Raw genomic sequence first — 2,642 nt, forward strand, 5'->3', positions numbered from 1 at the left:
CGGCGTCGGGCTGGTCGACCTCGACGCGCGGGTGGTCGGGCGCGGCGGCGCATACCAGGTGAACGCGACCGGCGGGACGAGCTACGGCCCGTTCACCGCCGACGTGCTGGTGCGCCCCAGCCCGACGCTGTCCGCCGACATCCACCGGATCGTGTTCGCGGGCATCACCGCCAACGGCCGGGTCGCGGCCACCGCGGCGGGGCCGTTCGCGGGCCGGCTCGCCTTCGTCGGCTCCGGGCTGACCGGCGACGTCCTCCTCGCGGCGCAGGGCAGGTACCAGCGCGCGGACGTCGCCGCGCGCGCGTTCCAGGCGCATGTCCCGGGCGTCGCGGGCTTCACGCTCGGCCGGGGCATCGTGAACGCGAGCTTCGTGAACCTTCCCACGGCGCCGCAGATCGTTGCGGACGCGCAGGTCGCGGACCTCCACTACGGCCCGACGGTGGTGCAGACCGGCCGCGTCAAGGTGAACTATGTTGGCGGCCGCGGCACCGCGCAGGCGCTGCTGACCGGCGCCAACAACGGCGCGGCGTTCCGCCTGGCCACCAACGCGACGCTGAGCCCGACCGACTATCTCATCGCGCTGAAGGGCATCGCCAACGGCATCAACCTGCGCACCGGCGACCCCGCGCGCATTCATGTCGCGGGCGGCGTGTACCGCCTGTTCCCGACCCGGATCGTGTTCGACCATGGCGCGGCGCGGATCGCGGGCAGCTATGGCCACGGGCTGACCGCGCAGGCGCGGCTCGACACGCTGGACTTGTCCGCCGCCAACGCGCTGATCCCGAACCTTGGCATCGGCGGCACCGCGACCGGCAGCCTCGACATCGCGCAGGCGACGCCCACCGCACTTCCCACCGGGACCGCGCGCGTGGCGGTGAGCAACTTCACGCGCAGCGGCCTTGCCGCCACCTCCGAACCCGTCGACGTCGTGTTCGCCGGCGACCTTGGCCAGGCGGGCGCGCAGGCGCGGGCGCTGGTGAAGCGCAACGGCACGCCGGTCGGGCGGATCGTCGCGAACCTCCAGCCGATACCGGCCGGCGCTTCCTACGCGTCGCGGCTGCTCGCCGCGCCGCTGTCGGGCGGCATCCGGTACAACGGGCCGGCGGGCGTGCTGTTCAGCCTCGCCGCATTGCCGCAGCAGCAGCTGGCGGGCGCGATCGCGATCGCGGCGGACTTCGGCGGGCGGTTGCAGGCGCCGGTGCTCAACGGCCAGATCCGCGCGGACAACCTGACCTATGACAACGAGGCCTATGGCACGCGATTGTCGAACATGCGGATCGGCGCGCACTTCAACAACGACCGGCTGACGCTCGACACGTTCACGGCCAGGGCCGGCGACGGTACGGTCGACGCCAGGGGCACCGTCGGCCTCGCCGCCGCGCTGGGGTTCCCGATCGACGTGACCGCGACCCTGAACAAGGCGCAGCTTGCGCGGAGCGACTCGCTGGGCGCCACCGCGTCCGGGCAGGTCCACGTCACCAAGACGCTGAACGACGGCCTGATCCAGGGGACGATCAACGTCGAGGACGCGCGCTACGCGATCATCCGCCAGGGCGCGGCGGAGGTGCCCGAGCTCACGGGCGTCCGCCGGAAGAGCGACATCGGCAGGACCGCCGCCGCCGCCGCCGACAAGCCTAGCGTGTTCAAGCTCGACCTCCACCTCATCGCGCCCGGCCAGGTGTTCGTGTCGGGCATGGGCCTCGATTCGGAATGGATGCTCGACATGCACGTCGGCGGCACGTCGGCCGCGCCCGCCGTCACCGGCAGGCTGCAGGTCGTGCGCGGCACCTACACGTTCAACGGCAAGCGGTTCGAGGTCAACCGCGGCATCGTCACCTTCCACGGCGGCCCGTTGTCCGATCCGGACATCGACCTTCAGGCGACGACCGTCACGTCGGACATCACCGTCGTGCTGAACGTGACGGGCACCGGCCAGCATCCGCAGATCGCGTTCACTTCCACGCCCGCGCTGCCGCAGGACGAGGTGCTGAGCCGGCTGCTGTTCGGGACCAACCCCGCGGACCTGTCGGCGACGCAGGCGATCCAGCTCGCCGCCGCGCTGAACGGCCTGCGCGGGTCGAGCGGGGGCGGGCTCAACCCGCTCGGCAAGCTGCGCTCGGCGACCGGGCTCGACAAGCTGGGGCTGGTCAGCGCCGACGCGGCCACCGGGCAGAAGGCGACGGGGCTCGCGGCGGGCAAGTACATCACGCGCAACATCTATGTGGAGATCATCACCGACGCGCGCGGCTTCACCGCGACCCAGCTGACGATCGCGCTGACGCGGTCGCTCAGCCTGCTGTCGGCGGCGGGATCGCAGGGCGGGTCGAACGCCAGCCTGAAGTTCTCGAAGCGGTACTGATCGGGCGCTGGCGGGCAGGATGGGGGATCGTGCCGTAACGGCACGGGTACGCCCCGCCGGCGATCCCCGGCCGCGAGGCGCCGCGCGTTAACCCCGAATGAGGCTTGCCGCGACGGGGCGGCGGTCGCAGCCCGGCGCGCGAAAGGATCGCCCACCATGCGCCGACCCCTCGTTCCGATCTCGCTCGCGCTGCTGGCCGCCGAGCAGGATCGCGCGCCGCGTGAAGCTGTCGGCCTGACTCTGCGCCGTCGCCAGCCGGTGCCTGCGCACCGATCTCATCGGG

General features: G+C 72.4%; 1 protein-coding gene. It reads left to right on the forward strand.

What is annotated here, in order from left to right; translation table 11 throughout:
* A partial coding sequence (locus HUV01_RS14795) for a translocation/assembly module TamB domain-containing protein (RefSeq protein ID WP_174298960.1) occupies positions 1 to 2,359 on the forward strand: 2,359 nt, incomplete at its 5' end.
* Between the last annotated feature and the right edge of the window lie 283 nt (positions 2,360 to 2,642).

The sequence above is a fragment of the Sphingomonas bacterium genome (genome assembly GCF_903643035.1).
Classification (GTDB): Bacteria; Pseudomonadota; Alphaproteobacteria; order Sphingomonadales; family Sphingomonadaceae; genus Sphingomonas.